This window comes from Pseudovibrio sp. Tun.PSC04-5.I4 (genome assembly GCF_900104145.1).
Taxonomy (GTDB): domain Bacteria; phylum Pseudomonadota; class Alphaproteobacteria; order Rhizobiales; family Stappiaceae; genus Pseudovibrio.
In genome coordinates, this window is sequence record NZ_FNLB01000008.1 from 467,067 (window position 1) to 490,157 (window position 23,091).

The 23,091-nt window shown below is 48.3% G+C and carries 19 protein-coding genes and 1 pseudogene; 9 read left to right on the top strand and 11 right to left on the bottom strand.

The features are described 5' to 3' along the window. Positions 1-165 precede the first annotated feature (165 nt). The 8 genes from larB to BLS62_RS29745 all read right to left on the bottom strand — a co-directional run bounded on the left by larB (position 166) and on the right by BLS62_RS29745 (position 9,320). The gene (gene larB / locus BLS62_RS29710; protein WP_093191256.1) at positions 166-834 is read right to left on the bottom strand and encodes a nickel pincer cofactor biosynthesis protein LarB; all 669 of its coding nucleotides are present in this window, start codon (positions 832-834) and stop codon (positions 166-168) included. Further along, the gene (larE, locus tag BLS62_RS29715; RefSeq protein ID WP_093191260.1) at positions 834-1,637 is read right to left on the bottom strand and encodes an ATP-dependent sacrificial sulfur transferase LarE; all 804 of its coding nucleotides are present in this window, start codon (positions 1,635-1,637) and stop codon (positions 834-836) included. The genes larB and larE overlap by 1 nt, the downstream gene beginning before the upstream one ends. Then, positions 1,630-2,901 carry a nickel pincer cofactor biosynthesis protein LarC gene (locus tag BLS62_RS29720; RefSeq protein WP_159436607.1) on the bottom strand — a complete coding sequence of 424 codons (1,272 nt, stop codon included), beginning with the start codon at positions 2,899-2,901 and terminating at the stop codon, positions 1,630-1,632. Before BLS62_RS29720 ends, larE begins: the two co-directional genes overlap by 8 nt. A gap of 148 nt (positions 2,902-3,049) precedes the next feature. Then, complete coding sequence (locus tag BLS62_RS29725; protein ID WP_208991305.1) at positions 3,050-4,915, bottom strand: SulP family inorganic anion transporter; 1,866 nt, start codon at positions 4,913-4,915, stop codon at positions 3,050-3,052. A 196-nt stretch (positions 4,916-5,111) separates the two neighbouring features. After that, complete coding sequence (locus BLS62_RS29730; protein ID WP_093191273.1) at positions 5,112-6,062, bottom strand: triose-phosphate isomerase; 951 nt, start codon at positions 6,060-6,062, stop codon at positions 5,112-5,114. 15 nt (positions 6,063-6,077) lie between these two features. Then, positions 6,078-7,508 (bottom strand): lactate racemase domain-containing protein, encoded by a 1,431-nt coding sequence (locus tag BLS62_RS29735; RefSeq protein WP_093191277.1) that lies wholly within the window; start codon positions 7,506-7,508, stop codon positions 6,078-6,080. Between the two features lie 42 nt (positions 7,509-7,550). Continuing rightward, complete coding sequence (locus BLS62_RS29740; RefSeq protein ID WP_093191282.1) at positions 7,551-8,414, bottom strand: class II fructose-bisphosphate aldolase; 864 nt, start codon at positions 8,412-8,414, stop codon at positions 7,551-7,553. Positions 8,415-8,417: 3 nt separating this feature from the next. Further along, complete coding sequence (locus BLS62_RS29745) at positions 8,418-9,320, bottom strand: PfkB family carbohydrate kinase (RefSeq protein WP_093191287.1); 903 nt, start codon at positions 9,318-9,320, stop codon at positions 8,418-8,420. Positions 9,321-9,788: 468 nt separating this feature from the next. Between BLS62_RS29745 and BLS62_RS29750 the strand changes: the two genes are divergently transcribed. From BLS62_RS29750 to groL, 9 genes are all read left to right on the top strand, one after another. Then, positions 9,789-10,826: a TRAP transporter substrate-binding protein gene (locus tag BLS62_RS29750; RefSeq protein ID WP_143521642.1), complete on the top strand. Its 1,038-nt coding sequence runs from the start codon at positions 9,789-9,791 to the stop codon at positions 10,824-10,826. 576 nt (positions 10,827-11,402) lie between these two features. Then, positions 11,403-12,680: a TRAP transporter large permease gene (locus tag BLS62_RS29760; RefSeq protein WP_159436609.1), complete on the top strand. Its 1,278-nt coding sequence runs from the start codon at positions 11,403-11,405 to the stop codon at positions 12,678-12,680. 51 nt (positions 12,681-12,731) lie between these two features. Beyond that, the gene (locus BLS62_RS29765; RefSeq protein WP_093191307.1) at positions 12,732-13,958 is read left to right on the top strand and encodes a glucose-6-phosphate isomerase; all 1,227 of its coding nucleotides are present in this window, start codon (positions 12,732-12,734) and stop codon (positions 13,956-13,958) included. Between the two features lie 46 nt (positions 13,959-14,004). Then, positions 14,005-15,264 carry an IS256 family transposase gene (locus tag BLS62_RS29770; protein ID WP_093175281.1) on the top strand — a complete coding sequence of 420 codons (1,260 nt, stop codon included), beginning with the start codon at positions 14,005-14,007 and terminating at the stop codon, positions 15,262-15,264. A 438-nt stretch (positions 15,265-15,702) separates the two neighbouring features. Next, on the top strand, positions 15,703-16,149 hold the full coding sequence (locus tag BLS62_RS29775) for a toxin-activating lysine-acyltransferase (protein WP_093191312.1): 447 nt from the start codon (positions 15,703-15,705) through the stop codon (positions 16,147-16,149). After that, positions 16,088-16,615: a hypothetical protein gene (locus tag BLS62_RS29780; protein WP_143521643.1), complete on the top strand. Its 528-nt coding sequence runs from the start codon at positions 16,088-16,090 to the stop codon at positions 16,613-16,615. Before BLS62_RS29775 ends, BLS62_RS29780 begins: the two co-directional genes overlap by 62 nt. Before the next feature lie 8 nt (positions 16,616-16,623). Continuing rightward, on the top strand, positions 16,624-17,151 hold the full coding sequence (locus tag BLS62_RS29785; RefSeq protein WP_093191321.1) for a hypothetical protein: 528 nt from the start codon (positions 16,624-16,626) through the stop codon (positions 17,149-17,151). Between the two features lie 554 nt (positions 17,152-17,705). Further along, positions 17,706-17,993 (top strand): co-chaperone GroES, encoded by a 288-nt coding sequence (gene groES, locus BLS62_RS29790; protein WP_093191327.1) that lies wholly within the window; start codon positions 17,706-17,708, stop codon positions 17,991-17,993. Between the two features lie 65 nt (positions 17,994-18,058). Further along, entirely contained in the window at positions 18,059-19,708 is a 1,650-nt protein-coding gene (gene groL, locus BLS62_RS29795) for a chaperonin GroEL (RefSeq protein ID WP_093191332.1), read from the top strand. A 317-nt stretch (positions 19,709-20,025) separates the two neighbouring features. Here groL and BLS62_RS29800 read toward each other — a convergent pair. The 3 genes and pseudogenes from BLS62_RS29800 to BLS62_RS29810 form a co-directional block, all read right to left on the bottom strand. After that, positions 20,026-20,184: pseudogene (locus tag BLS62_RS29800) on the bottom strand (IS6 family transposase); the annotation flags it as partial. A 141-nt stretch (positions 20,185-20,325) separates the two neighbouring features. Then, positions 20,326-21,836, bottom strand: a protein-coding gene (locus tag BLS62_RS29805; protein ID WP_208991317.1) for an IS3 family transposase whose coding sequence is annotated in 2 segments (ribosomal slippage) — positions 20,326-21,416 and positions 21,416-21,836 — 1,512 coding nt in all. Because the reading frame shifts where the segments join, the coding sequence is not laid out codon by codon here. A 574-nt stretch (positions 21,837-22,410) separates the two neighbouring features. Further along, on the bottom strand, positions 22,411-23,064 hold the full coding sequence (locus BLS62_RS29810) for an Abi family protein (protein WP_093177169.1): 654 nt from the start codon (positions 23,062-23,064) through the stop codon (positions 22,411-22,413). Positions 23,065-23,091: the final 27 nt, after the last annotated feature.

The window sequence follows — 23,091 nt, forward strand, 5'->3', positions numbered from 1 at the left end:
AACTACTAAGGTCAAAATAACACTTGCGCCTATAATTGCGGCGTGAATGGCGATCCCTTGATATGGTGGATCAAATTTTGAAACGGCAAATTCCCCGATATGCGTTATTTTTCAGGTACGATTTTTGCACGGGATGGCGCTAATCGAAAACTAGAGAAGTGTCACTTATTGAGAGGGATTGTTTTGAGGTTCACTGATCTGAAGTATCTTGATGGCAGCACAAGCCGCCCCAAAGCCGTTGTCAATATTGACTGTTAGTAGACTTCCTGAGCAACTTGCGAGGCAAGACTGCAATGCAACCTTACCCCCTTGCGCCACCCCGTAACCAATGGACGTGGGCAGAGCGATCACAGGCGCTTTGATAAGTCCACCAAGAACAGTTGGCAGTGCAGCCTCCATTCCAGCGGCTGCAATAATGACTTTATATTTTCTGAGATCTGGTAGGCGGTCCATCAAACGCCAAAGGCCTGTCACGCCCAGATCGTAAAATTCGTCGCAGCCAAACCCGTGATAATTGAGTGTTCGAACAACCTCTTTGCAGACTGGGACATCAGAGGTTCCGCCGGAAACGACAGCAACGTGCGCAGCAGGGGAAAGAGTTTTTTCCCCAAGGATTGCAGTGTTCGATACCACGTCATAATCTATGAGCGTTCTAGCGGCTTCAGAAAGCGAGCTGAATTTCTCACTGGTCAATCTGGTGAGGAGCAATCGGTAACCACTGGAATTGGCAGTCTCGCAAATTCCGTTGATCTGGTCTGGAGACTTGCCTTCGCAAAAGATTGCCTCTTCCAGCCCCGTGCGCACCCGGCGCAATAGATCAAGCTGAACTTCCATTATTGTATCACCTTAAATGCACTGCCTTTTTTATAGGGCGAAAGCAAGATTTTCCGGTTCATCTGATGTTCGGCAACAATCGGCTCTAGTGTGCTGATCAGGGCGTCGCGTTCATCCTCAGGAATACCAAGAAGAACCGGCTCATCAATTTCAACGCTCAATACTTCTGGTTGGACCCGGCACCGAATATTTTCAGCTTCAATCTGTGAGCGGACCTTGCTCTCAATTCTCTCGACCAGTCTCAAATCATCCGGATTGATCTGAATGCCGGTTTCAATGCGGCTGGACAAACATGGTGAGGCCGGAAGCTGAGCAAGATCATCTAACCCAAGAAACTCCGCAATCTGCCTAAGTTCTGCTTTTGAGATCTTAGCTTCAACAAACGGATGGCGAACCTCACGCTCTTTGGCTGCAATCAGGCCTGGGCGATAATCGCTGAGATCATCCAAATTGGTGCCGGATATAATTGTACCCACCTGAAGCATAGCAATAGAGGTATAGAGGCAACTTTTGCAATAATAACAACGGTTTGCAGGATTACGCTTATAATCTGGAGCTGTGATTTCGCCGGAGTTGATCTCAATCAGTTTCCAGCCCAACCGCTTAGCGTAAGTTCTCACGCGCTGACTCGCTTCCTCAGGCACTGCTGCGGAAACGGCATGGACCATGGTGGCTTGCTCACCAAGAATATCGTGGGCAACTGCCGCCAGCGTCATGCTGTCTACACCGCCACTCAAAGCAACACTGCACGTCTTCAAGCCCTTGATGACCGCCCGCAGTTCCTCATATTTTTCACTATTCATTGTTAAGTTCCCCTTTGAGCGTCTTCTCACACTCGCGGCGGATTTCCTCGCGGTGGTGATGGTGGTGTCCATGTTTTGCCAGATCGTCCATTTCCACTTTCAGCGTTTTGCCAATCTCTGGCCGCTCCACCCATTTGATACGCACATCATGTGGGTGTGAGCACAGTTCGCCTCTTCGCAGTGTGAAGCGTTCGGCCTGATACCAACGAATTCCAATTGTGGTGGTCTGAGCAAAAATTTGTTTGGCGATGCGTTCCTGATGACCAGTTTTAACCAGCAGACGGATCTGGTTGGTCATACGGTTCTTTTTGCCGTATCCAGGTGTTTGCAAAAGGTCGAGCACATGATCATCCAGGCGCAGCTGCTCCAAGCCTACGGCAAGCGACTCCGGGCTCTGGTCGTCAATATCGCACTCCATGACAACAATCGTATCGGTGGTCTGTTTCGTTTGACGATCAACAACGCTGACACGAAGAATGTTGCTCATGCCCTCCAGTTTTCGCGAACCGAAACCATGACCATATGCAATTAATCCGCCGGATAGCGCTCTGAAATCTGGCTTAAGCCATGCAAGGATTGCCGCACCGGTCGGTGTGATACGTTCTCCGGTAACGCCATCATCACGAAACACAAACCCTTTCAAAAGCTCCATAGTTGCAGGTGCAGGGACCGGAATAAGGCCATGATCCGTTCGGGCGAGGCCTCCCCCCCATGGCAGAGTAGAAACACTCCAAGAGGCGTCTCCCAATCGGGCAATCAACCACCCTGCGGCAATAATATCTACAATCGAATCCCAGGCACCGACCTCATGAAAGCAGACGTCATCAATAGACTTGCCATGAATGGTTGCCTCCGCTTCGGCAAGTAGAGAAAAAATGCCGTGTGCCTGGCGCTTTGCTTCTGCATCAAGTTCCAGTTTATTCAGCCAGTTGCGGATATTGCTCCAGCTGGCATGGCTATGGTCATGGTCATGGTCGTGGTCGTGGTCATGGTCGTGGTCGTGATCGTGATCGTGATCGTGATCGTGATCGTGATGATGGAGATCATTGGTAGGCAAGGTGACTTTGAATTGCTGACCGCAGAACATCCCATCTGTGTACTGCGCAAGTTCAACATCCGGATTTTCTTCCAAACCCAGAGAGTTGAGTATTTCCAAAAGCGGTTTTCTGAGCCGGGGATTGGCATCCAACATCGCGGCTGCAAACATATCCCCTGCAATACCACCTGTTACATCCAAGTGTACGTGCAGCTGCTTTTTATCCATCCCCCCATCAACGGTGCTCTGATGAAAAGAAGGGGTGGTAACAGTATGTGCGAGTTTTTTTTCTTCTTTGGTACACATGTAAGTTGCCTTATTTTTTCGTTCAGTTCATTCGATCAGCGTTCTGTCTGTGTTTGAGTGTGCGTTCTGGTCAGCCCCTCACCCGTTTCAAATAATGCTTCACTCCCAGCAGCCCGGAGACTGCCTGCGGTTCTTCATAGGGCAGGTCCAAAATTTCTGCGGGGACATTTGTGGGCATAGACCCCACAGGACATGGTTTGGATGCACACTCATGGAAGTTTCGAATATGACAGTTAGCGCAAATGTCGTGATTGACGTGTTCGGTCAGAACCGCGACCGCATCTGCTTTTGATGCGTGGAGATTCTCTTCGCCCAACACATCAGTAACGTGCATTCGCCTTAAGGCGCTTGTCAGCCCAATATAGGAGGCCACTATGTGATAATCGCCCGCATTTGCACGTAGTTTTTCGATTTCATCTATGATCAGATCAGAAGACGACATGTCTATATGACCGATACCTTTTAAGACTAAGAGCTTAAACTTGGCGTCGGGAAACCGTGTTTCGAGGCGGCGAAATTCCTGTTCGATACCTTCCACTGAGCCGAAGAACAGAGACCCCTCGATCCGCAAGATGTTAATCTGCGGGCATTGCTCGAGCTTATATGCTTCAATATCCCGCATCTGCCTGCGACCGTGATAAATTGCTGGTGCAATTGCAGCGACGTCTGTTTTTGCACTTCTATTAATAAACACAATCAGTGAGACAAAGATTCCTGAGAAAATCGAAGTCTCCAGGTTGACGAGGATACCGGTAAAAAAGGTTACGAAGAGAATAGCTGCCTCACTCTGGCTGATAGAGACAATGTGTTTTATCTCTTTAAAATCAATGAGCCTGTAAGCAACGTTTAGGATAATGCCCGCCATCGCCGGAACTGGGATGCTGGAAACAAGCGGAGAAACCATAAACAACAGGCCCACCAGAAATACCGAGGCGAAGATGGCAGAAAATGGTGTTCTTCCGCCAGCTTCTGCGTTGAGAGCCGATCTGGTGAACGACCCTGACCCGGCGTAGGACTGGAGAAACCCGCCGACGATATTGGAAAGCCCCTGCCCGACAATTTCCTGATTTGCATCGTAGCGCTCGCCCCGACGCATGGCAAAGGTGCGACCGATACTAATGGAAGTGAGCAAGCCAATAAATGCAACTGAGATAGCGCTTGGAAGCAGCAAACCAATTTCATGTAAGGATATCTGAGGAATTCCAAATGCAGGCGTAATGGAAGGCAAGTCCTTGAACATTGCGATCCCGGCTTCATCGGCATTGAAAACTTTTCCGACGACCATTCCGACAACAAGCGCAAGAAAATAGGCGGGCAGTTTCTTGCTGATCTTCAGCGAAAGAACAATGGTTCCAAAGGATGCTAAAGCGATACCCAACGCCAGTGGCGAGAAATTCACCAGTTCTCCACTCAAACGCATCAAACGAACAATAACACCGCCACCGCCTTCAACCGAGACTCCAAATGCTCCACTTAACTGTGAAACCGCAATTAGCACTGCTGCTGCTGCTGTAAAGCCGATCATCACCGAATGCGAAATAAAGGAGATCAGGCCTCCCAACCGGCACAAACCGCCGATGAGCTGAAACAGGCCAACCATGATTGTAAGCGCTAAGGCGAACTGAACATAAAGTGGCGTCCCCGGAACAGCCAGCTCAGCAATCGCAGCAAACATGACCGCAGAAATTGCTGTGGTCGGACCGGAAATCATAATGGTAGACGACCCCCAAAGCGCTGCAATAATCGGTGTGATCATTGCTGTGTAAAGGCCATATTGAGGGGGCAGTCCGGCAATGATAGCGAAGGCAACTCCTTGAGGCAGAACAATTGCGGCGTTGGTCAAGCCAGCAATAGCGTCTGCTCTAAGGGAATTCTTGTTCACCTGTTTATGCCAGGAACGAGCGAGTGAAAATGATGATAGAAGACTGTTTGCCATTCTGGGCATTCCGCATAAAAAAGGAAAAATTCAGGTCTTGGAACCAAATCCAGCAGCCTATGAAATTCACAGGTTCAGTTGTCGCGCTGATGTTTAGTCCTTGTGTTCTTTAAGGCCTGGATGGAGCTAGGGCGGCTACTCGCGACCTAATGCCAGTTCGCAGAACCAAAACCGGCATTAGATTCACCGCGGAAAGCTATTTAGGTGCTTGTGATGTGTAGCTTTCGAGTATCCGACACAGTTCATCCACCTGAAAACCAATAGGTGGGGTGAAGTTGGTCAAAGCAATCAAACCACCATCAAGAGCCTCAACACCCGCAAGCATTGCAGCATTTTCACGCTTCAAACCACCGCCATAAACAACCTTTGGAGCAAATCCAATTGTGTCTTTCACTTGCTCTTTGATAAAGCTGGCAATGAATTCAATGTATTCTTGGTCTGGCGGGGTTTTTCCCGGCCCAATCGCCCAGACGGGCTCATATGCTATTACCAGATTTTCCAAGCTCAGTTTTGATGCTGCTTTGGATAGCCCCTCTTTGAGCTGGGTGGCGATAACAGATTTGATCCGTGGCTGCTGATCTTCAAATGAACCAGGGCCTTGTTGTTCAGCTGTTTCACCCACACACAGAACGATCTTCATGTCCTGCTTCAAAGCACAAGATATCTTATCGCCCAGGACAGAGCTGGCGACCTTATTAGCAGCTTTGTCATGCAGATGGTTTTCTGCCTGAATTTCATCAGCAAACAGACCAATGACCTTGCGAAGACCCATACGTTCTTCACAATGACCAATGAGGCAGCTTGCTGCACCAAGTGTTGCCTGAGTACTAGCGATATTGTGAGACGTGAAGGCGCCGAAATTTCCACCGGGGCTGACATCATCAAAGTGGCAGCTTTGCGAACCGATAGCAAAGTTGGTCTTTGTGTCTGCATCAAGTGACGCATATTGCTCCAATGCAAAAGGCAGCATCACATCAGATACAAAAATGCTCAGGTTAAACTGGTCTGCGCACCCCAAACCGGCCTCAGCAATGCGTTGAATGGTCTGTTTAAGCCACTCACCTGGGTGTGTGCCATCACAGACACCACCCAGTTCACGATTAACTTCAAACCTTTTCAGGTTTATCAAGATTTCTTTCTTATTCATACGCCTGACCCCGTCCTAATCCTTATTGCCCAAGTGCATAGCTGCGCGCGTGAATGCATGAGGCAATGCCAGGATGTTTGGATTTTCACCGGTGTAACGGGTTGCATCTTGCAAGGCTTCTTCAAAAGTGGCGCGCGTTTTCATGCCCATGCCGCGAGCAAAGCCCGGTTCTTGAGCACCGACAATATAAACAGCCTTGGTATTCATCTCAGCGATGTGACCACAAGACGTCATGGAGAAGCCGTGGAATGGGTGATACCCGTAGTTAAACCGGTACTTCTTGATCATTTCCTCATCGAGGGAGAGATACTCGATATGCTTGTTCAGATCGACAAGTGTGTTGTGATACTCGCTCTGGAACAGGTCATATAGTTTGCGATAGGAGGGAAACTCCTCGTCATGGAAATACCCATTGCAAAGAGATGAGCAAATGACAACACAGTTGTCGGTCATGACTCGTTTGTGGCGGACGATCTGCGCTGCGATTGCTTGCATCATCAATACGGGATTGGTGCCATGTCCATTGCCGTAGTGAAAGTTCTGCGGCATGCCGAACATCATGATGTCGTACTTTTTAGTCGCCCAGTTTGCATAGGTCCGCTTATCAGCAACTTCAAAGCTCAGGGGTTGAATATCCCCACACCCACCAGCGAAGACAGCGATCTGTTTACCAAATGTATCAAGGACAGCATCACAGGTGAAGAACTTATTACCCATGCATTTTTCCATCCATTTGCCGATTTGGTCAAACTTCTGGCGCATCAGGCTGTGTTTATTGACAGGAGTAAAGTCATCACGATGCATAACCCGAGGAATGTGGTGCGATGCGATGCATTCCCAATTGGTGATGCCGGTGGCGGTATGTTTGTAGCCGCCGGAGTACCCACCATATGGATTACCAAGCGTATGCCCGATCATGACAACCAAATCGGAGTCATAAACGGTCTTGTTCATGACAACTTTGTCGCCGTGTTCATTGCGGCCCAGATCAACGAGGTTGTCCCAGTCTTCACTGTCGTGGTTTGTGACCTGCCCCTCCCAGTAGTATGCATTAAATACTTCCGGGCCTAGAATCTCAAGCAGTTCCTGTTCCGTGTTTTTCCTGTGCAGGCCATTGCTGCAAATCAGGGCGATGTCTTTTTTCTCGACACCAGCTTTGAGGCATTCCTCCAATACAATAGGAATGGAAACGCGCCGGTGTGCCGTATCGTGGGAGCCGCCTTTGACACGATCCGGGAACACGATTGTGATTTTTGAGCCCCTGCTTACGCTTTGGCTTATTGGAGGCATGCCAATCGGGTTAAGGATGGCTTCACGTGTTGCTGCAATAGGATCTTCCAGATGTGCTGGATCCTTAACAGTCTCGCCAGGAATAAAAATGTCAGCGCTGTCTGGCAGCTCTGCTGGCATAAACCCTGAACCATATTCGAACTGTACTGTCTTCATGAAAGTCTCATAAATCTCTTGAGGTCCAAACCTGAGCTTTGCTTATGCGCGGCCGCTACTGCCAAAAACGCGCATCACTCTGGAAGAATGCTCTTGAGTGGCTGATACGGCTGTCAGGATGGCGTCGTGATAGTACTCATCTTCAGCCTCATGAAAGGCTTTCTGGCATTGTTTTGCCACGTCATGCGACATCTGGGTGAAGTAGTTGATTTTTGCAACACCATGGCGAATGGCTTCATGGAAGGCGCTGTCTTCCAGACCGGAACCACCATGCATAACAAGCGGGACGCTTACTTTTTCCCGAATGGAGCGCAAACGCTCAAAATCAAGTTTCGGATCACCTTTGTAAAGGCCATGCGCTGTTCCAAAAGCGACTGCAAGCGCGTCTACTTCTACAGCTTCCATAAAACGAACGGCCTGTTCAGGAGTTGTCAGAAGGTCATCTGTGATCTCTGTGTTATCCTGCTCTTCGTCACCGGTTTCAGTATTTCCAACCTTACCAATTTCGGCCTCAACAGAAGCTCCAAAATACTTGGCAATCCGTACAACTTCGATAGTGTTTGCAATATTTTCTTCGATTGGCAGAGCGGAACCATCATACATAACAGATGAAAAGCCCTGTCTTAATGCGCGAATACACACATCAACGGACTTACCGTGATCTAGATGGGTCACCACAGGAACTGTAGCTTCTGCCGCCAATTGCTTCATGACCGGCGCCATGATTTCCAGTGGAGTAAAGCGGAATTGTCCCTGACCAAGATTCAAGATGATTGGTGAGCGCTCAGCTTCAGCTGCCAATATAAGGCCGCGTGCCAGGTTGACGTCAACTGCATTGAAGCTTGGGACTGCATAGTTATTCTGTCGGGCGTCATCCAGTACTTCCCGCAATGTTACTAAAGGCATCTGTTACTCCTGTATATTATTATTTATAAATTCGAGAACTTGCGCTTTTTGCGGAATGCCGGCGCGCCCACCGACTTGTGTACACTTGAGCGCAGCGGTTGCACTCGCGAAGCGAACGGCTTCTACGCATTGCGCTTTTTCGGAAATTGCAAGGGCAAGAGCGCCATGAAAGACATCGCCAGCGCCGGTGGTATCAACCACATCGACTTGGTAGGCTGGAAGGTGCTGCAATTTTCCACCCTCAAGCCAAAAACAACCCTTTTCGCCCTGCGTCACATAAACGGTTCCCTTGACGAACTGCTGCGCGATCTTCAGTGCCTCTTCAGTATTGTCCGTTTTTGAGAAATCGCGGAGCGCTGGATGGGAAAAGGCAACATGAGTACCCAGAGGAAGTAGCTTCCGAAGACCTTCACCGCCGATATCTGCATCAATCACGGTTTCAATGTTTAGCTCTCGGGCAAGAGACAGAATGCGCTCTGCACCTTCTGGCCATGTGCAATCACAAAGCACGCAATCAACGCCATCGAGCATTGTCTCATCAATCCAAGCCGCATCTGTCGGCATATTGAGATCTTTGAGAACGGTGATCTGACGCTCACCCCGTTTGTCAACATGAACCACGGCACTGGGTGAGAGAACAGAATCGAACTTGCGAAGAAATCTGGTATCTACATTATACTTTGCAAAATCCAGAGTGATTTGATCTCCAACAGTGTCGTTACCCTGGCGACCCGCAAAGAAAACGCGAGCACCCAAGCGAGCCGCTGCGACGGCAGCAGTCGCTGCGACGCCACCTCCAACTTCCAAGAGTTGATTTGAGAAATACTTGGTGGCTTGCGATGGAATTTCTTCAACAGAATAGATCCTGTCCCAAGTACTATTTCCAAGACACAGTATAATTGGCATAAGCTTGAACTTTCCAAAAATGACCAAATGCTCTTTTTTGCAGCATCAGTTGCACTCTACAAACCCGGTCACAAAGCGATGTTCGAAGATTTATTTTTAATGGCAGCAAGAGAGCGACATCACTTTGTGTTGCTTCCCTTTCGTTTAAACTACCATACTCGTTGATATTTGTCTGTTCAAGCATAATAATGATCATTATAGTATATTATTGTAACATTCTGGAATAATTACTGTTCACTGCTTACCAAATTTCTCATTTATCGACACATATCAACATAAATGACAAATAATTTACAAAAAATACGTACTTTGCCCAATTTTCGCGTTTAGAAATTAGTATATCACAAAGATGTATTTTGGCGAGTTAGCTTGTGAATCTAGTAGTATTATCAATACCTGGAGTATTGATAATGTCTTGCAGGCTTTCGCTAAGTAAATACGCGGGAGTTGAAAATAGAGGGTTTAGAAGTGCTACTATCAACAAAAGCGATCAAGACATCCGTAATTGCGCTCTCATTCATGGCTGCCAGCAGCATTGCGAGCGCCGCCGATTATTCCATGACTTTGGCAACGACAACCGCCGACGGCACGCCGTGGTCAACCACAGTTCAGACATTCCAGAAGTATGTTGATGAACTCAGCGAAGGGCGCGTAAACATTGATCTGAGCATCGGTGGAGCGCTCGGAAATGACGTACAGCTTTTGCAAAAGACACAACTTGGTAGCCAAGTTCAAAGTGCCGGTTCATCTGCTGCTAATACCGGCGCTGTGGTTCCAGCTGCCCGTGTTATGGACATTCCATTCATCATTAAAGATGCAAAACAGGGAATGGATATTTTCTACCCTAATGGGCGTCTGAGTGGTGAGGTTACTGATACATTCCAGAAGAACCTGCATAAGAAAAATCTGCATCTTCTTGCAGTTGTTCCATTTGAATTCCGCGGCTTAATGACTTCTGAAAAGTCTATCCGCACTCCTTCTGACCTTGAGGGACTTAAAATTCGGGTGACACCAAGTGTTGTTGAACGCAACATCATTACAAAACTCGGCGGCGGCCCAACCACTCTGGGTATTTCTGAAGTTTATACTGCATTGCAAACCGGTACAGTCGATGGTTTAGCAATCCCACCAGCAACCGCCGTTGCATTCGCTCTACACGAAGTCGGTAAAAAATTGAATGTGCTGAACCTTCAGCCACATGGCACCTTGTACTTCGTGAACTACAAGACATGGAAAGGCTTCCCTCAGGACGTACGTGATGTGATCCAGGAAGCTGCTGATAAAGCAGTTATGGAAACTATCCCTGAGTTTGAGGCAAACCTCGACGTAGCTTACAAAGCGCTTGAAGCTCAAAATGTGGAAGTTTACTTCCCTACAGACGCAGAGCGTGAAGAATTCCGTACAGTGATCCAAGATAGCTCTGCTGCAATCGCCATCAAAGATTTCAATGATGACGAAATGGAATTCTACAACGCCGTTAAAGCAGCGACCGCAAAGCTGAAATAATTAGAACGTTTGGGCTCCCCACGGGAGCCCTTTCGCTTTTTTTTTGGAGTACGTGAGTTGATTATAAAAATAATAAGGTTGGTCGCCGACAGATTTGAGGAATTTGTTTGTAGCGTTTTACTTGGGTATTTGGCTTTATCGCTAAATTTCGAAGTTTTTATTCGTTACGTGCTGAACTCACCAAGCGCATATACCGATGAAATCGCAAGAATAATTATGATCTCGATTGTTTTCATGGGCGTGCCATGGGCCGTGAAAGCTGACCGACACGTGATCATTGACTTGTTGCCCGAAACCACTTCTCCCAAAGTACGGTTAGCTTTTCAACTCGTATCTAAATTGCTGTTTGTTGTATTTTGCTATCTGTTCATCTTAGCCTCTAGTAATGCAGCAGAATTTCACCGCATGTTAGAAACAGAATCTGAAGGATTACGCCTTCCTTACTGGATGTTGATTTCAATTCTTCCATTCAGTTTTTCTATTACAATAATTCGTCTTCTTCAAAGCATGTATTACTGCATTATAAACTATAACAAAGCAGTAACATCAAAGTTATAACCTAGGGGGAGGATGACAATGGAAACTTTAGAAATCATCTTTGTCATTTCGACGTTTTTTTTACTGATACTAATTCATGTTCCAATTGCGATCAGTTTAGGCTTGTCGCTATTTCTTGCGTTCTGGTCACTTGAGCTCGATACAATCGAAATTGCCATGGATGCTTATCAGGCACTTGATAGCTTCCCAATGCTTGCAATTCCCATGTTTGTTCTTGCCGGGGTACTGATGGCCACTGGGGGAGTGGCACAGCGTATTTTGGATTTGGCGGATGAATTCATTGGTCACATGCCAGGCGGATTGGCTATCGTAACCGTCTTTGCTTGTCTTTTGTTTGGTGGACTTTCAGGTTCCGCTCCTGCGACCGTAGCAGCTGTTGGCTCCATAACTATTCCCGCCATGATCAAACAAGGTTACGCACCAGGTTTTGCTGCAGGTGTTGCCGCATGTTCAGGTGTGATTGCGATTATTATTCCGCCTTCAAATCCTATGATCATTTATTCGCTTACCCAATTTGGCACATCAGTCTCAACAATGTTCATTGCCGGGATAATTCCTGGAATAGTTTTTGCTCTGAGCATGGCAGTTCCAGCATATCTTGTATCAAAGAAGCATGGTTGGGGTGGTGTACGCGAAAAGGGTACCTGGAAAACCCGTCTGGTGGCATTGAAACGGGCACGGTGGGCAATCTTCACTCCTGTGGTCATTTTGGGCGGTATCTACTCCGGCATATTCACACCGACAGAATCCGCTGCGGTTGCTTGTCTTTATGCTTTCATTATTGGAGTTTTCGTTCATAAGGACCTTAAGTTCAAAGAAGTCTATTCGGTGCTTTCACAGGCCGCGATCATCACAATTGTGGCAATGTTCTTGATTCCGTTCGCTGTCGCACTCGGAAAATTGCTGACGTCACAAGCCGTTCCAGAATTGATCACAACGATCATGGCCGAATCTGTATCGGGTAAAATCGGCACCATGTTGGTCATTATTGCACTTTTGATCTTTGTTGGGTGCTTTATGGATACCCTTGCTTCCATCATCATCCTGACGCCACTGCTTTATCCGTTGGTAACGGAATTTGGAATGAACCGATACCAATTCGGTATCATGCTTATTATGGGACTAGGCCTGGGCTTCATCACGCCTCCACTTGGCGGAAACCTCTATGTTGCCAATCAAATCTCCAGAACTTCGGTTCAAAGCGTGTTCATAGGGTCGCTGCCAATGCTGCTCGGCATGTTCGTGGCCTTGCTTTTGATCACCTTCATCCCTCTAATCTCGACAATTTTCCTCTAAGGCTTCGGATCCACGCACTTAAGTGCAAAGCCGTTTACACTTGGATTTAACATGATTAAACTCGACAATCAGTATCTGGATCAGTTCATCGGGAAGCATGAGTTCAAGCAACTTACTGCGTACGGACAACTTGCTCTTCAGCAAATTCGTGAGGGGTCTGGAGCTGGGAACCAATTTCTCGGCTGGGTAGATCTTCCAGATGAGATCAAAGAGAATGACCTCTCCAAAATTAAGGAGACTGCTAAGCATATCAAAAGCAAGTTTGATTGTTTTGTTTGCATTGGCATTGGTGGGTCTTATCTAGGTCACAAAGCAATAATTGAAGCGCTTTCGCCTGCGTTTAAAGGGGGTGAAGGCACTGAGATTATTTTTGCTGCACACACGCTTAGCGGGCGTTATCTTCGAGAAGTCCTCGACAGGCTTGCCGAGAAAAACTATTGCATCAACGTGATTGCAAAGGAAGGGATTGCGTTGGAAACAGCGGTAACCTTCCGCATTTTGAAACACGTTCTGGAGCAGCGCTTTGGACCTGAGGGTGCTCGTGAACGCATTTTTGTGACCACTGACCAAGACCGTGGGCCCCTGAAGGACATGGTAGCGGCATATAACTATCCGCTTTTCCACTTGCCGAATGAGGTTGGTGGAAGGTTTTCTGTGTTTACTCCGGTGGGCTTGCTTCCATTGGCGGTTGCCGGAATTGATATCACCGCATTGATCGAAGGTGCAAAGGCAATTCGCAAAGATTGTCTGCCGTTAGATGCTGATCACAATCCTGCGCTAAATTATGCTCTGGCCCGAAAGATCCTTTATCAAAAAGGCAAAGCAATTGAGCTGCTTGTTACCTATGAGCCGTATTTCACGTTCATAGCTGAATGGTGGAAGCAGTTGTTTGGCGAGAGTGAAGGAAAAGACGGCAAAGGGCTATTTCCCGCCAGTGCGCTTTATTCCACCGACCTTCATTCCTTAGGTCAGTATGTTCAGGAAGGACGCCGTCACTTCTTTGAAACAACTGTCAGCATTGGTCAGGAATATGAAGATGTTTGCATTCCAAATGACCCAGACGACATAGACAATCTGAACTTCCTTGAGGGGCGCTCTTTGCAGTTTATTCAAGACAGTATCCTGGAGGCCAGCCTGAAGGCTCATACTCAGGGGGATGTCCCGAATATTCTTATCACCGTTGAGAAGCTCGACGCATACCATCTGGGTGGATTGCTGTACTTCTTCATGGAGCTAACGGTGAATCTTGGTGACGGAGTGAATTGCGGCGTATCATAGCAAGTGTTCGAAGCTTGCTTTTGACTCCAGAGGAGCTGATACGCCTATGACAGATGATAGTGTTATCCCGCTTGTGCAGCCAGGGGAATTTCAAGATGCGCTCACGGAAGTTTTGCGTTCGGGTGCACAGCAACTTTTGCGAGCGGCCATTGAGAGTGAAGTCATGAGCGTGCTTTCGCTTTACTCGGACTTAAAATTACCAGATGGCCGTCAGCGGGTGGTCCGGCATGGGCATTTGCCAGAGCGCCAGGTCCAAACTGGGGTTGGGCCTGTCACGGTCAGCAAACCTCGGATCCGGGATCGAGATGAGAATGCAGAAGAGAAAATTCATTACCATTCCAATCTGTTACCTAATTATCTGCGCCGTTCAACCAGTCTTGATGAATTGATCCCAGCGCTCTATTTGCGTGGGGTTTCCACCAATGATGTTCAGCAAGCTTTAAGTGCTTTGTTGGGTGTTGATGCTCCCAACCTTTCGCCGGATGTCATCCGCGGCCTTGTCAAAAGCTGGCGATCTTTATGGGAAGAGTGGAAAACTCGAGACCTGTCAGCGCGCAACTACGTTTATATGTGGGCAGATGGCATCTATCTGAAAGCCCGGGGAGAACGGGAAAGTCGCTGTATTCTGGTGTTGATCGGGGCAACACCGGAAGGCAAGAAAGAGCTGATTGGCTTTGATGATGGCTACCGGGAAGATACTCAGAGCTGGCGGGAACTATTGCTTGCTCTCAAAGCTCGTGGCCTGCAGATCGAACCGAAATTAGCAGTGGGAGATGGTGCTCTGGGTTTCTGGGCGGCATTGCGGGAAGTCTTTGGCACAACAAAAGCTCAACGCTGCTGGGTCCACAAGACAATGAACGTCCTAAGCAAAATGCCTAAATCCTTGCAGGCCAAAGCGAAAAAGGATCTACAGGATATCTGGATGGCGGAAAATCGTGCAGATGCAGAGACGGCTTTTGATCTTTTCATAGAGAAATTTGAGGTTAAATACCCCAAAGCCACGCAATGCCTTGCCAAGGATAGGATCGAACTGTTGGCTTTTTATGACTTTCCTGCTGAGCATTGGGGGCATATCAGAACCACCAATCCAATTGAATCAACCTTTGCAACTGTGCGCCATAGAACAAGGCAAACCAAGAATTGCCTCTCCCGGGATACTGCAATGCCAATGGTCTTCATGCTGATCAAGGCAGCGGAGAAGCGCTGGCAGAAATTGAGAGGCAAAAATCAATTGCCTAAGATAATACAGGGTGTCATCTTCACGAATGGCATCGAGAGTGATGCAAACCAAAATCACGCCGCGTGAAACCCATCACCAACTTTTGCGGTTAGCTCCTGTACAGCATGACATTGGCAGTCTTGTTGAAGGCGCGCAGAATATCGGCTCTCACAACCGGAAAATGAGCTCTACCAAGCTTTCTGGAACTAGGTCAGTCTGAAAGGACGCTATTTCTCCTGCGCCTTTGCCCGTCGAAATGCCGTTGTGACCGGTTTTTACATGTATCCTCAACCCACCCCACCTTCATCGAATTAACGCCTTTGCTCAATGGTAAGTGGCTGCCATGATGGACGTATGAAGTGCGCCAGTTTGGGTTTTGCGATCAAATTCAACTTAACGTGACAGCACCTAGAATTACTGTCTGACATTGAGTTGGATTGATTTGACTGGCTTAGCGTGCAGCATGAGTATTGCAAATTTACAACCTGTTGGCTCAGTTTGAGTAAGACCTATTGGTGGAACGTAATGAAGAACGAAAATACACCCCAAGGAACCAGTATAGACCCAGTGTCAAACAAAACTTTTGCCGAAGTTTTAGGGGAGATCGTCTGGATTATGAACCAAAGCGCGGACATAAGACCGCAACCAATCGCTGAGATCGAACGTCTGGTTATGCCTGGAATATTACTCCGCCAGTTTCATATTCAATATGTTGAGAACACTACATCAGGTGCAGGAACCAAGGAAACAGAGGCGGGTAAGCTGAACTTGCAACCAGTTTCAGTTGTGGTCTATGCAATGGTATCTGATGCTGTAAAGCAAGCGTTAGAGGTCAACCCTGAATTGACTTTAACACTTCAGGACTGGCACAGTGGCCCCCATAAAAGAGCCATGCTGGAAATCTCCTTGCTTGACAAAACACTTCAAAAACCAGCTGCAAAATCGGAAAAGCCGCATGTTCTGCCGAATTAAAAATCGCTGGCTCCGGCGTCTGGCAAAAACACTTACCTATCTGCTGCTGATCTTTGGGATATTTCCAGCGCTGATTTATGGGGCGTTTTTTGTCGATAGCCGAGTGTGCTGGAGCGGTCCGCCGTTTTTCGCGCAGCAAGAAACACTGGTGCGTTCCTTTTTTCATGAGATCTATCCAGATGTGCAGCAAGACCAAGTGAAGATCACCACGGTGCAGGTGGCAAGAGATCGTGGCGAGGAAATCGCTGTGGGCATTCCAGATAATTGGCTTCAGGCAAAAGCAGATGAAAATGCGGTTTATCTGAGTTCCTTTGATCGCGGCAATGGCCCCTTATTTTTATATTACAGGCCAGAGCATGCTTGGAATGTAGAAACTAGGTACTCATACCAGTTGCCCCACACTAAACGGCTAACTGGTTGGGCTTTTTTTGATTCCTGTGGTATTTATCTGGCAAGATTTGGGTAGGTAAGCATATGTTTGTAAATATTGGCGGAACTGAATATCGGGTTGACAGCGTAACAGATTTAACTTCAAGGGCTGTGACTGATCTTTACAATACCGGTCGTTTGAATGATCGGTATACGTTTAATCATGCCGGGGCGGTAACGGTTTACGTACCCCAGATTAGTGTGTTTGAGGACACCTATCTTGGGCGGCTGATTGACCCGGGTTTTTTACCGGGCATTCAGGCTCTTTTGAATGGCGACCACAAAACTGATTTTCAGTCCTTTCTTTCGCAAAAAATGCCGTCCAAACTTGCCGAACTAAACGCAAACGGTTCGGTGACATTAAAACTTGGAGAGTTTTTTGACGACGACCTCTTCAAAGGCCCCAGAAAATGGAATACGCCTTTCGAGCATGGTGGATTCGGGATAGGCGAAGATCAATATGTTGATTTTGCCTATGTGCTGGGTACGCAGAACTTCACCCTTGATCCAGATTACACCGAAATCACGCTGAACCAGGGACGTAGGGCTGAGAGGAACGGTAGCCCGTCATAAGAAATTTCAGCAGACATCATGTAAACAGAGGATAAGGATATATGGACATAGAACAGCAAAATAACTGTTACCAAACAGCTACATAACGATATATGCTCAAGAACATGTCGTACAGTTTTCAATTGGTTAAACTGTAATAGATCATGCGCCGTACTTTCTGCGGAGCCATGCGAAACACACTGCATAAGTAAATCGTTTCGCATATATGTTTTGCATCAAAATATCCCTTAAGTTTCAGTCTCATCGCCAGCATTTCAAAACTCAGGACTTTTGCAAAAATCGCCTCTTATGACGGTCTGTCGTTCCGCTCAGCCCTACGTCCCGGGAAGGAGCAGTCCATTCCATTACCTTTGTTGGAACGAACCCTAACTCCGATCCTCCTATATTTTTTCGAACTCTCCTTGACAAAAAAAGGGAAACTACATCAATTGTCGATTGTTAGCACTCTGCCTTTGGGAGTGCTTGAGACCATAAAGATTAGAGCATTACCTATTAACCTTCGCGTCCGGGCGCTGCCTCCTGGGGGCGCTTGCGCATGAGAGAAAAAAACGATTATGAAGTTTCGTCCACTACACGACCGCGTTGTCGTTCGCCGCATTGAGTCTGAGGCAAAAACATCTGGTGGCATCATCATTCCTGACACTGCAAAAGAAAAGCCACAGGAAGGCGAAGTTATCGCTGTTGGCACTGGTGCACGCATGGACAATGGTGAGCTCATCGCTATCGACGTTAAAGCTGGTGACCGCGTTCTGTTCGGCAAATGGTCCGGTTCCGAAGTTAAGATTGACGGCGAAGACCTGCTGATCATGAAGGAAACCGACATCATGGGTATCCTGGCTTAATTCCAAGCCCTCGTTGAGACCCTACGATCCCTTCTGTTTTTCAAGAATTTAAGTGAGACAAAACCATGGCTGCTAAAGAAGTCAAATTCGGCTCTGATGCCCGCGACAAAATGATCCGTGGTGTAGACATCCTTGCAAACGCTGTAAAAGTAACACTCGGTCCTAAAGGCCGTAACGTTATTTTAGACAAATCTTTCGGCGCACCACGCATCACCAAAGATGGTGTGGCTGTTGCGAAGGAAATCGAACTTGAAGACAAGTTCGAAAACATGGGCGCACAAATGGTGCGTGAAGTTGCTTCCAAAACCAACGACATCGCTGGTGACGGTACAACAACTGCGACTGTTCTGGCGCAGGCTATCGTTAAAGAAGGTGCAAAGTTCGTTGCTGCTGGCATGAACCCAATGGACCTGAAGCGCGGCGTAGACATGGCAACTGCAGCTGCTGTTGCAGATCTGACTGCACGTTCTAAGTCAATCTCCTCTACCGACGAAGTTGCACAGGTTGGCACAATCTCTGCTAACGGCGACGCTCAGATCGGCCAGGATATTGCTGAAGCAATGCAGCGTGTTGGCAACGAAGGCGTTATCACCGTTGAAGAAGCTAAGTCTCTTGAGACTGAGCTTGAAGTTGTTGAAGGCATGCAGTTCGATCGCGGCTACCTGTCACCTTACTTCGTGACCAACGCTGAAAAGATGATTGCTGACCTGGAAAAGCCGCTTATTCTCCTGCACGAGAAAAAGCTGACCAACCTACAGCCACTTCTGCCTATCCTTGAAAGCGCTGTTCAGTCTTCCCGCCCGCTGCTCATCATTGCAGAAGACGTTGAAGGTGAAGCACTGGCAACTCTGGTTGTTAACAAACTGCGCGGCGGCCTGAAAATTGCTGCTGTTAAGGCTCCAGGTTTCGGTGACCGTCGTAAAGCAATGCTTGAAGACATCGCTATCCTGACTGGTGGTACTGTGGTTTCTGAAGACCTCGGCATCAAGCTGGAAAACGTTACTATCGAAATGCTCGGCACTGCTGACAAGGTGAACATCTCTAAAGAGAACACCACTATTGTTGACGGTTCTGGCGTTAAAGCTGACATCGAAGCACGCGTTGCTCAGATCAAAGCTCAGATCGAAGAAACTACTTCTGACTACGACCGTGAAAAGCTGCAGGAACGTCTTGCTAAGCTTGCCGGTGGTGTTGCAGTTATCCGCGTTGGTGGTGCAACTGAAGTTGAAGTTAAAGAGAAAAAAGACCGCATCGACGATGCCCTGAACGCAACACGTGCTGCTGTTGAAGAAGGTATCGTACCAGGTGGTGGTTGTGCTCTGCTTCGTGCAAAAGCTGCTGTTGCGAAGATTTCTTCTGACAACGTTGATATTGAAGCTGGTATCAAGATCGTTCTTCGCGCTCTTGAAACCCCACTTCGCCAGATCGCTGAAAACTCCGGCGTTGAAGGTTCTATCGTTGTTGGCAAGATCCAGGACAACATTGCTGACGAAACTTTCGGCTTCAACGCGCAGACCGAAGAATACGTCAACATGATTGAAGCTGGCATCATCGATCCAACTAAGGTTGTTCGTACTGCCCTTCAGGACGCTGCATCTGTAGCTGGCCTGCTGATCACAACCGAAGCAATGGTTGCTGAAATGCCAAAATCTGACGGCCCTGCAATGCCTCCTATGGACGGCGGAATGGGCGGTATGGGCGGCATGGGCTTCTAAGCCAAGCTTTCCAACGCTTAAACAGATCAGGGCGCCCTTTGAGGCGCCCTTTTTTGGAGAGTAGACGCCATCGCGGGGTTTGTTCGCTGACTAGGGAGAGTACAACAAAGCGTGGGGCAATTAGGCTGCCATTTTTGCTTCCCCGTCTGGCTTCATGCTGGGATACCATTGCAGGAACTTTGTGCGCAGTGTGCCATCCAGCGTGCGTGTCCGGGTTTGCAGCATGAGATGAGCATGCGGAAAACAAGCAGTTCCACAACGTTTCGATATCAAGAAAAGTTCGACAATCAACAGCTGCCCCACATTTTTTGGTGCTCTCGAACCCAGCGGTAGATCGTAGTGTGATCGACATCCACACCGCGCTCTTCAAGCATTTCTTCCAAATCACGATAGCTAATCCCGTTGCGACAATACCACTGAACAGCCCACAGGATGACTTCACTACGATAATGCCGCCATTTGAAATCACCGCTCACTGGAATACCTCTCGCTTTACCCAAATAGCAGGCATCCGAATATTATTTGCAAGAGGGCCTGAACAACCGGGCAGAAGCCTTTCATCGCCATAGGCCCAGTCGGAAGGTTTCGGTGTTTGTCAAACAAGTTGTCCGCCAATTTCATGCAGCGTCTCTGATTTCGGTGCCGCTGATTTCGCGTTCCGGGTTTAGCCAGACGGGTCCTTCAGGTAGCCAGTTGCGTGTTTTTCCTGACCAGCGTTCTGGCTTTTGCGCACGTGCATTTGCATAAATCCTGGCACGGTTATCGAGCGTTGCTCGGTCCTGCCCTGCATGGCGCGCGTCTGGCGTAACGAAGCGGATCGCGCTGTGCAAGTGCTCGCTGTTATACCAGATGACGAAGGATTTTACCCACGCCTGCGCATCGGCCTTTGTGGCAAATCCCCTGGAGGGCCAGTCAGGGCGGTATTTGCAGGTTCGGAATAACGCTTCTGAAAAGGGATTGTCGTTGCTGACACGTGGTCGGCTGTAGGACGCTGTAATGCCCAGCCTTTCCATCGTTGTTTTCATGGTAGCCCCCTTCATTGGGCTGCCGTTATCTGCGTGGAGGACCAGAGGTTTCAGAACACAGCCCTGGGCCAGCACCGCCTTTTCGATGAGCTCAGCAGCTCGTTCTGCGCTCTCTCGCTCATGCACTTCCCAGCCGACGATTTTCCGGCTGAAAATGTCCACGATCAGGTAAAGGTAGAAGAACATGCCCGCAATCGGTCCGGGCATCCAGGTTATGTCCCATGTCCACACCTGGCAGGGCCCTCTGGCCTGATAACTGGTGGGTGGTTTGCGCCGTACAGGAGGCTTGGCACGGCCACGGTGATGCTGCTGACCATCTGTGCGCAGGATGCGGTAAAAGCTGGATTCAGACGCCAGATATCGGCCTTGATCGGCCAGTTTTGGTACAATCTGGCTGGGTGGCAAGCTGGCGAATTCCTCTGAATTACAGACCTCCAGCACTGCGGCACGCTCATACTCGCTGAGCTTATTAGCTGGCTCCAGGCGCGGCACAATAGGCCGCTGATCGGGCTGAATTTGGCCGTCTTTCGTCCATCTCCTGAATGTCCGCTCACTGATCTCCAGCTCTGCGCAGGCCATGAGGCGTCGTGCGCCAGCGGTGACAGCCTCGTTGATCAGAGCGACTGCGGTTGTGCGATCTGGGGTGCTGATCATGCGTCCTCTGCGCCCCCCCAGATCGCTGAGACCTTTTTTCTGAGAATAAGCAACGCAGCAGCCTCAGCCAGAGCTTTCTCCTTTCGGGCCAGTTCCCGTTCCAGATCCTTAACCTTCTTTTTCTCTTCTTTCGTCGCTTGACCAAGACGCGCAGTGCTGGCGCGGTCCCAGTCATTTGCCTGCTCACAAGCGACCCGCCATGCAGCGATCTGCGCCGGATAGAGCCCGCGCTTGCGGCAGTATTCGCCCAAATCAGCCTCATTCAACGCCGCCGTTTCCAACACAGCGGCAAACTTATCACGCGAGGACCATCCCTCAGGGCTCGTGTCAGCGCAGGGCAAAAGCTGGCCTTTGCCGCGCGCCTCAGCCCGCCATTTATGGAGCGTCGCCTCGCAAATCCCTTCCTCGCGCGACAACTGCCGAATGGCTATGTTGCCCGGTGGCAGCATCCGCTTAAGCACTGCCGCTTTTCGTTCCGGTGAATATCCCACGTCATCTTCCTATCCCGCCCACCTTAAAATAGAGAAAAATAGAACAGCGGACAACATCCCTGACACAGGGGGGTTTGTGCGTACGATCCCGCTAAGGGAGAACAAATGAGAAACCTTGCTGCTGGTCTAAATTCTCTTAAAGGTCTAACGTCAGTTTTAGGACGGAGAACGTAAAAAGACAGGTTTAGAGACACAATAACGGGTCATTTTGACACTTGGCAAGGCTCGGCGGCTTATGCCTCTATAACGGTCGATTTTGAGACAGGTAGAGTTGCCTGCCCAAGATCATAAATTGGCTTAAAATGCCTCGTCTTTGCAACCTGTTGTTCGGCAACAGTTTTATTGCGTGGTCCTATATCATTGTTCGCTATACGTACGTTCCTCCTTAACTGGATTCTACGCACAAACCTTCCGATGGGGCCTACAGCGAAAAGCATGGTCTGACGCCGTGGCATGTCACGTAATGCGATTATTTCTTATTGGTGCTCTAGAGGGGTCGAAAGCGAGTAATGGGAACCTCTAGCTCGTAGCTTCACTTGATAAGCTCAATTCGCTGGGTAGGATAAACAGCATTAAAACGGCAGTGGTCGTTGCACCAGTCATGGGCGGCAGGAGAAAGCCAGAGAATAATATTCTGTATGTTGCTGTGATGCTTTCTCAAGTTCCAAGCGATTATAGGTTCGTGGTGAGCAATGCGATTGCGTAGTACCCGGATCGGAGTAAGGGGAGAAGACAAATCCTTACGACGAAGACCTTTGCCATCAGCTTTTTTTGCAATTTTATGAAGCCCTTGATTCCAGAGGGCGTCATGACTTGGACCTAACATGGCGGTCCAAAAACTGAAAGTAAGCTCAGCTACAACTCTGTCAGGAGTTTCCTCTTTTTTGCTCTCTTTTATATCCTCTCGAGCACTAGCTATTTGTTCTTGATGGCGAGCATTCAAAATCAATCTTTCATCAAAGATCCATCTATTATTATATAAGTCTGTCATTACTGTATGAATACGATTACGTAACGACACTTCCAACATCTGCAGAGATGGATAAAAAGCTTCCGAGATCCGAGTATTAAGAGAATACAACAAGATTGCCTTCTCTCTATCACCACCTGCCCACTCTAGGTAACGACCGAACCTCTCCAGTGACAAAGCAGTCTCAAACCCTTGATATTGCAGCACTTCACACATTGCCTTGATTATTTTCCCTACCTAGCG

Excerpts from the sequence above, each read along its gene's own strand:
- BLS62_RS29730 (WP_093191273.1), bottom strand. The coding sequence starts at position 6,062 with ATGAATAAGAAAGAAATCTTGATAAACCTGAAAAGGTTTGAAGTTAAT.
- BLS62_RS29735 (WP_093191277.1), bottom strand. The coding sequence starts at position 7,508 with ATGAAGACAGTACAGTTCGAATATGGTTCAGGGTTTATGCCAGCAGAG.
- larE (WP_093191260.1), bottom strand. The coding sequence starts at position 1,637 with ATGAATAGTGAAAAATATGAGGAACTGCGGGCGGTCATCAAGGGCTTG.
- BLS62_RS29785 (WP_093191321.1), top strand. The coding sequence starts at position 16,624 with ATGTTTGTAAATATTGGCGGAACTGAATATCGGGTTGACAGCGTAACA.
- BLS62_RS29740 (WP_093191282.1), bottom strand. The coding sequence starts at position 8,414 with ATGCCTTTAGTAACATTGCGGGAAGTACTGGATGACGCCCGACAGAAT.
- BLS62_RS29765 (WP_093191307.1), top strand. The coding sequence starts at position 12,732 with ATGATTAAACTCGACAATCAGTATCTGGATCAGTTCATCGGGAAGCAT.
- groES (WP_093191327.1), top strand. The coding sequence starts at position 17,706 with ATGAAGTTTCGTCCACTACACGACCGCGTTGTCGTTCGCCGCATTGAG.
- BLS62_RS29810 (WP_093177169.1), bottom strand. The coding sequence starts at position 23,064 with ATGTGTGAAGTGCTGCAATATCAAGGGTTTGAGACTGCTTTGTCACTG.
- groL (WP_093191332.1), top strand. The coding sequence starts at position 18,059 with ATGGCTGCTAAAGAAGTCAAATTCGGCTCTGATGCCCGCGACAAAATG.
- BLS62_RS29760 (WP_159436609.1), top strand. The coding sequence starts at position 11,403 with ATGGAAACTTTAGAAATCATCTTTGTCATTTCGACGTTTTTTTTACTG.
- BLS62_RS29775 (WP_093191312.1), top strand. The coding sequence starts at position 15,703 with ATGAAGAACGAAAATACACCCCAAGGAACCAGTATAGACCCAGTGTCA.
- BLS62_RS29745 (WP_093191287.1), bottom strand. The coding sequence starts at position 9,320 with ATGCCAATTATACTGTGTCTTGGAAATAGTACTTGGGACAGGATCTAT.
- BLS62_RS29720 (WP_159436607.1), bottom strand. The coding sequence starts at position 2,901 with ATGGATAAAAAGCAGCTGCACGTACACTTGGATGTAACAGGTGGTATT.
- BLS62_RS29770 (WP_093175281.1), top strand. The coding sequence starts at position 14,005 with ATGACAGATGATAGTGTTATCCCGCTTGTGCAGCCAGGGGAATTTCAA.
- larB (WP_093191256.1), bottom strand. The coding sequence starts at position 834 with ATGGAAGTTCAGCTTGATCTATTGCGCCGGGTGCGCACGGGGCTGGAA.
- BLS62_RS29725 (WP_208991305.1), bottom strand. The coding sequence starts at position 4,915 with ATGGCAAACAGTCTTCTATCATCATTTTCACTCGCTCGTTCCTGGCAT.